We start from the raw sequence: 6,264 nt of genomic DNA on the forward strand, positions 1-6,264 counted from the left end.
AAAATATTTACAATTATTTTAATAGGTTATGCAAGAAGTCTAATACATCCTGCTAGACATAAATTATCTGGCTTTTTATTTTGAATAACATTGGTTTGAACATTCTCTTGTTCATTTTGTACATAATTTGTATCCATTTGAATCTGACACCCTTTCTTGTAAATAAATATTTTATTAATATAAATTAGTTTTTTCATTATAAAAGTTGTAATCAAACATTAAAGTTTTAAAATTTGACATGGTTAAATTATAAAAAAAATGCAAGTAATTAAATAATAAAATGGTTATTATTCTTTAACTATTTATTTTTTATATCCAATAATTTTTTTATAATTCTTTTCTATTAATTTCACAGCATAATAAAAAGAGTTATAAATCATATAACTCTTCATTAATTTATTAATTAATTTAAATAAAACAATCAAAACCATGATATAAAGTATCTTCTCTTTCTTTAAAAATATCTTTAATATCATATTTTTTTCGATACTCTTCAATTCTTCCAGTTTCAATAGCTTTAATTGCTTCACAAGCTAATTTATGCGAATTACATAATGTCATTTGAGGAACATCACCATTATTTAATGGTTCATAATATAATGCTCCTGTAATCATTTCGTTTAAACCAAAACCAGGATATTCTCCTTTTAAAATTCCTTGATGTAAACGAAAGTCAGAAATAATTGGGAATAAATATTTATTTTTATTATGAATTGCTTGTTCAACTACTAAACCAAATTCCATATGAGTTCCTGAATCTCAACCATCTAATTCTAAAATAACATAATCTGCTTCAGTTAAACCAACATAATCTAATTCAAAAATTGCTTTATTTGTAGGACGTTCTTTTTGATTTGTTTCAAAATCAACTGGATTTCCAATAATAAAGTCTGGAAACATTTCACGCAACATATCTCCTTCACGTTTTCTTGTATTTCATTGGGCCTCAGTAAACATACTACCCGCATTGTAAATTACTTTTTTATTATCTCTCATATTATTTTTTCTCCTTTATTGATTAATTATTGTTTCAAATGTTTTAAATTTTTCCATATCAAGACCTGTACTATTAATATCACCAGTGATAAAAGCACCGACAGCAATTAAATCATATCCTAAGTTTTTTGCTTCTTCATAATTTGTTAAATTAATTCCTCCTGAAGCCATATAAACTTTTGTTGGAAAAAATGTTTTAATTGTTTGAATAAAATTTAATTTAAATGCTGTTGCTGGGAAAATTTTAATAATTTCTCATTTAGCATTAACAATATTATTAACTTCTTGTAGTGTCATTGCCCCCGGAATATACAGTAAATTATTTTGATGACAATATTCACTAACTGCTTGATTAAAAACTGGACCTACTAAAAATTGAGCTCCGGCTGTTGCTGCTTGCATTGCTTGTTCTAATGTTAAAACTGTTCCTGCTCCAACTAAAATTGTTGGATACTTGTTACGAACAAAACTAATTAATTCTGCAACATTAGGAATTGTGAAAGTTAATTCTAAACATTTAACTTGTAAATTAATTAACTGTTCACAAATTTGTTGAGCAACAACATAATTATGATTTCGAATTACATAAAAAGTTTTATACTCTAATAGTTTTTCTAATGTAATCATTATTCTCCTAAATATGCTGTAATTCTATTAATAATAGAAGTTTGATCTAATTGCTTATACTTAATAACAGCATCTGCACTTCCCGATAAACCATAATCATCAACACCTAACATTAATCCAATTTTACCAACAAATTTATATCAAACATAATCATTTGAAAATTCAATTGCAATTACTTTTGTTATATTATTTGGTACAATTTTTTCCCGATACGTTTTTGACTGTTGTTCAAATAATTCAACACAGGGCATTGATACAACACGAATATTTTTCTTAATTGTCTTAGCTGCAACAATTGCTGGTGCTACTTCAGTTCCTGTTGCAATAATAATTGCCTCCAATGGTTTTGTCTCATCTTCAGCAACAACAATATATCCCCCTTTTAACGTTTGTTCTCAACATGTTTCTGCTAATTGATATGGGGTATCTTGTCGCGATAAGATTAAAGCTGATGGAGCACTTTTTGCTTCTACGCTTGCTTTCAAACACCCAATTGCTTCTTTAATATCCGCTGGACGAAACACATTTAAATTCGGACAATTTCGTAGCATTGCTAATTGTTCAACTGGCTGATGTGATTTTCCATCAAAACCAACACCGATTGAATCATGTGAAAAAGCAAAAATTACGGATAAGTTTTGAATACAAGCCATTCGAATACATGGTTTCATATAGTCAGCAAAAATTAAAAATGTTGAATTAAATCCTTTCAAACCTTGGTGTAATTCAACACCAATGCTAATTGTTCCGGCAGCAAATTCACGCACTCCAAAATGAACATTATTATTTTGTGGTGTTGATGTTGTTCATGAACCATTATAACCAATAATTTTGGTTGCAGTTCCCAAATCAGCACTACCTCCAAACATATTATTTAAACACTTTTGTTGATAATATTTAAACACATCACCCATAATAATTCGTGTTCCTGCTTTTTTATCTTTATCAGTTGTTAATAACGATTCAAAAGCTTTTAAATCAACCGATGGAATTACAAATAATTCTTCATATTCCTTTGGAAATGTTGCTTTGTAAGCAGTTATTTTTTTCTTTCATTCTTCATATTTTGTTGCTCCTCGTTTAGCAAAAGTGTCTTGTCAATGTTTTTTAACATCATTATCAACATAAAATTGAGGATGATTAAAATCATAAAATGCTTTTACTTGTTCCATCTCCTCGGGAGTAAATGGTGAAGAATGCATAGGTGAACCTTGTTTTGGATGCCCATAACCAATAATTGTTTTACATTCAATTAATGTTGGTTTATCAGATTTTTGCGCTTGTTCAATTGCTTTTTGAATTGCTGGTAGATCCTCATCTGCGTTTTCAATTCGAATATAATTTCAATTTTGTGCTTCAAAAAAACGTTGATAATCAATTTTTAAAACAGCATCACATTTTGTATCTAATTGGCAATCATTTGAATCATATAACATAATTAATTTATTTAATTTTCATACCCCAGCTAATTGGATTGCTTCAATTGCTCCGCCTTCTTGCAAATCACCATCGCTACATAAAACATAAGTATAATGGTCAATGATTTTATAATCTGGTTTATTAAATTTAGCTGCTAAATGTTGTTCAGCTAATGCCATTCCAACTCCATAGCCAACTCCTTGTCCCAGGGGACCAGAAGAATTATCCACTCCAGGAGTAACACCATATTCTGGATGAGCTGGCGTTTTTGAATTAATATGACGATAATTTTTTAAATCATCAATTGTTAAATTATAACCAGCTAAATGTAAAATCGCATATTGTAAGGTTGAAGCATGTCCTGGAGATAATACAAAACGATCACGATTAATTCAATCAGGTACTGCCTGATTAGCAATTAAATTATTTAAATAAATTGCTTGCATCAGTGGTGCTGCACTTAATACAATCCCTGGGTGGCCAGTTTTATTATAAATAATAGGATCTAGTCCTAAAATTCTTAAATTACTTAAACTTTTTGTTTCTATATTATTATTTGTGCTTTTCATTTTAATTTCCTCCTTATCAAATTAAAATATTAATAATAATTATTTTTTAAATTAAACAAGGAACTTTATTATCAAGAGGTAATAAATGTTGCATAATAATGCTTATTTTTTCTGAAAAATCATCACTGTCAGCATCAATAACAATAAATTGATAATCATTTTTTAATTCATGATATAAAATTTCATATTGTTCATTTAACTTTTCCCAGTAATAATATGGGGTTTCTAATTCTAATTGACGCCCACGTTGTTTAATTCGTTCAACCGCTTTTTCAGTTGAAACTTTTAAATAAATAATGACATCAAAGCCTAACTTTTTCTTCAAAATTGGAACAATAACATTTTGAAAAAAACGATTATAAACTTTAAAATCAATTTCATTCATAATTTTTAATAAGTGGGAAACTCGCACAAAAACAGGGTCTTCTAAAATTGTGCGGTCAAAAACAGTATCATCTAAATTATCAATGTTGAAAAATTGCTCAATTCTTGTTGTTAACATATAAATTTGCATTTTAAAGGCAAATCCTTCCATATCTTGGTAAAAATCTTTAAAATATGGATTTTCTTCTAATGGTTCTTTAAATAAATTATAGTTTAATTGTTTACATAATTCTTCACTAACTTTTGTTTTTCCTGCTCCAACGGTTCCAAAGACTGCAATTTTCATTTTATTGCTCCTTTCGTTTTTAACCCATTAATTGAACAGCAGTATCTAATGCTAATTCAACCATTGTCATAAAATTATTTTGGCGTTCCAATGCTGTAGTAACTTCTTTAGTTACAAGATGGTCAGAAACTGTTAATAATGTTGCTGCATTTTTTTGCGTAACAATTGCATTAGTAAACAAAGCATATGATTCCATTTCAACAACATCTAATTTATGAGTATGAGTAAAGTCTAATGAATCATCATAACGATAAAAAACATCTGCTGCATGAGCAATTCCCGTGTGAGTTTTAATTCCTTTTGCTTGTGCTACAGTTTCAATTTCATTAAATAATTTTTCACTTGCAGCAATTAAATTACTATCAATATTAGCTGCAATTTTTGCATAATTACTTTCGCCAAATGCTTCACGAACATTAAAGATATCATAAACTTTAATATTTGGATTATAACTTCCAGCTGAACCAATTCTAATAATATAATCAACATCATAAAACTTAAATAATTCGTATGAATAAATTCCAATACTTGGACAACCCATTCCACTTCCAGCAATTGTTACCTCAATGTTTTTATATTTGCCAGTATACATTAACATATTTCGAACTTCATTTACTAATTTTAAATTTGTTAAATATTTCTCAGCAACGGTTTTTGCCCGTAATGGGTCTCCCGGCATTAAAACAACTTTTGCAATTTCTTCTTTTTTGGCATTAATATGTGGTGTCATTTTTTTATTCCTCTCTTTTTCGCTTAATTTAATTACCAATAAATACCTATCAATGATATTTTTATTTAAAAAGTAAAGATATTTAAACAACACGAAAAAGAATATTGTTGCATATCCACATAAATGATGTTTAATTTCTACGATTATTTTAATTAATAGTTTAAGACAATAGCAAAAATAAAACCATTTAAATCAAATGCTATTAAACTTAATTATTAATTAATTTTATTATTTATTATCTTTTAAATAATACTTTTTGATAGGATTACTGCTTTAAATTAACAACTAAAAAACGCTTTTTGACGTCTTTCAAATTATTATTTAATAGTTTTCACTAATAAATAATTAATCATCTAACCCCAGAGATAATAACTATAAGTGCAGCATTGGTATTTTACCAATGTTTTTTTAGATCGGTCTACTGGCTTAGTTTCACTTTACTCACTATTCCTTCTCAAGAAATATTTTCTCAATGGAATGATGTTAGCTTTCATCCACTTTACAGTTGCTGGGACAGCCTAGGATTCACACCTAATTCCCGTAACATCCAAAATTGCTTTTTAAAGTTGTTAAAATAATAATATAAAGTTTANTNTNAAANTNCAANTNAAAANTANCAAATTATNGTGAAAACCATATACATTTTAGACCACTGATTTAGTCTTTAAATTAGAATGGAGATTAAAATGAAAAAGTATATGGTAACAAGCATTCCAACTGAAAATGAATTATATTCATTACAACGAAAAATAAAAAAATGATATTTACAACAAAAACTTACAAAAGAAATAAATTATATTTATCAAAATGTCATTAATTATTTTAATTTATGTCAGAAATACTATTTATATGAAAATTCACTAAATAGCTTAATTAAATTATTTTATAAGTCAAAACAAACTTTTTATAATTGAGCTAAAATTGAGCTAAAAAGATTCAACTTTGTCTTAAAGAAAAATTAAATTTTCTGGTTTTAGCTAAAAAACCAACGAGACCAATTAAAATTAATAACCATTATTCAAAAACTTACAAAATTGCTGTTGCAAAAATGATGAAAAAATATCGCCAAGAATATGGAACTGGAATTTATGAATTTTATAATTTAACTTTAGCTGGATTTTTCACATATAAAAATGAAGTAATTAAACATAACATTAAAACTTTAATGAAATGAAATAAAGAATTTAATAATTTTTATCCTAAAAACAAGAAAATTAGGATTTATAAACGTTATGAAATGCATGAATTAGGNC

7 protein-coding genes and 1 riboswitch are annotated in these 6,264 nt (G+C 27.1%); of the genes, 1 reads left to right on the top strand and 6 read right to left on the bottom strand.

Annotation, left to right across the window (positions count from 1 at the left end):
- Positions 1-26 precede the first annotated feature (26 nt).
- The 6 genes from BST80_RS03470 to deoD form a co-directional block, all read right to left on the bottom strand.
- Positions 27-197: a hypothetical protein gene (locus BST80_RS03470; RefSeq protein ID WP_415745979.1), complete on the bottom strand. Its 171-nt coding sequence runs from the start codon at positions 195-197 to the stop codon at positions 27-29.
- 211 nt (positions 198-408) lie between these two features.
- Positions 409-996, bottom strand: a complete 588-nt coding sequence (locus tag BST80_RS03475) for a nucleoside 2-deoxyribosyltransferase (protein WP_126821196.1) — start codon at positions 994-996, stop codon at positions 409-411.
- 15 nt (positions 997-1,011) lie between these two features.
- The gene (locus tag BST80_RS03480; protein ID WP_400249024.1) at positions 1,012-1,623 is read right to left on the bottom strand and encodes a bifunctional 4-hydroxy-2-oxoglutarate aldolase/2-dehydro-3-deoxy-phosphogluconate aldolase; all 612 of its coding nucleotides are present in this window, start codon (positions 1,621-1,623) and stop codon (positions 1,012-1,014) included.
- Positions 1,623-3,611: a transketolase family protein gene (locus tag BST80_RS03485; protein WP_415745980.1), complete on the bottom strand. Its 1,989-nt coding sequence runs from the start codon at positions 3,609-3,611 to the stop codon at positions 1,623-1,625. The genes BST80_RS03480 and BST80_RS03485 overlap by 1 nt, the downstream gene beginning before the upstream one ends.
- 46 nt (positions 3,612-3,657) lie before the next feature.
- A complete protein-coding gene (locus tag BST80_RS03490) occupies positions 3,658-4,281 on the bottom strand; it encodes a deoxynucleoside kinase (protein ID WP_415745981.1) in 624 nt (207 codons plus the stop codon).
- 19 nt (positions 4,282-4,300) lie between these two features.
- Positions 4,301-5,011 carry a purine-nucleoside phosphorylase gene (gene deoD / locus BST80_RS03495; protein WP_415745982.1) on the bottom strand — a complete coding sequence of 237 codons (711 nt, stop codon included), beginning with the start codon at positions 5,009-5,011 and terminating at the stop codon, positions 4,301-4,303.
- Between the two features lie 393 nt (positions 5,012-5,404).
- A riboswitch (cobalamin riboswitch) is annotated at positions 5,405-5,577 on the bottom strand.
- Positions 5,578-5,685: 108 nt separating this feature from the next.
- On the opposite strand from deoD, the gene BST80_RS03500 reads away from it, so the two are divergent.
- Positions 5,686-5,973: a hypothetical protein gene (locus BST80_RS03500; protein ID WP_415745983.1), complete on the top strand. Its 288-nt coding sequence runs from the start codon at positions 5,686-5,688 to the stop codon at positions 5,971-5,973.
- Positions 5,974-6,264 lie beyond the last annotated feature (291 nt).

The organism is Spiroplasma sp. Moj (genome assembly GCF_016082285.1).
GTDB lineage: Bacteria > Bacillota_I > Bacilli_A > Mycoplasmatales > Mycoplasmataceae > Spiroplasma > Spiroplasma phoeniceum.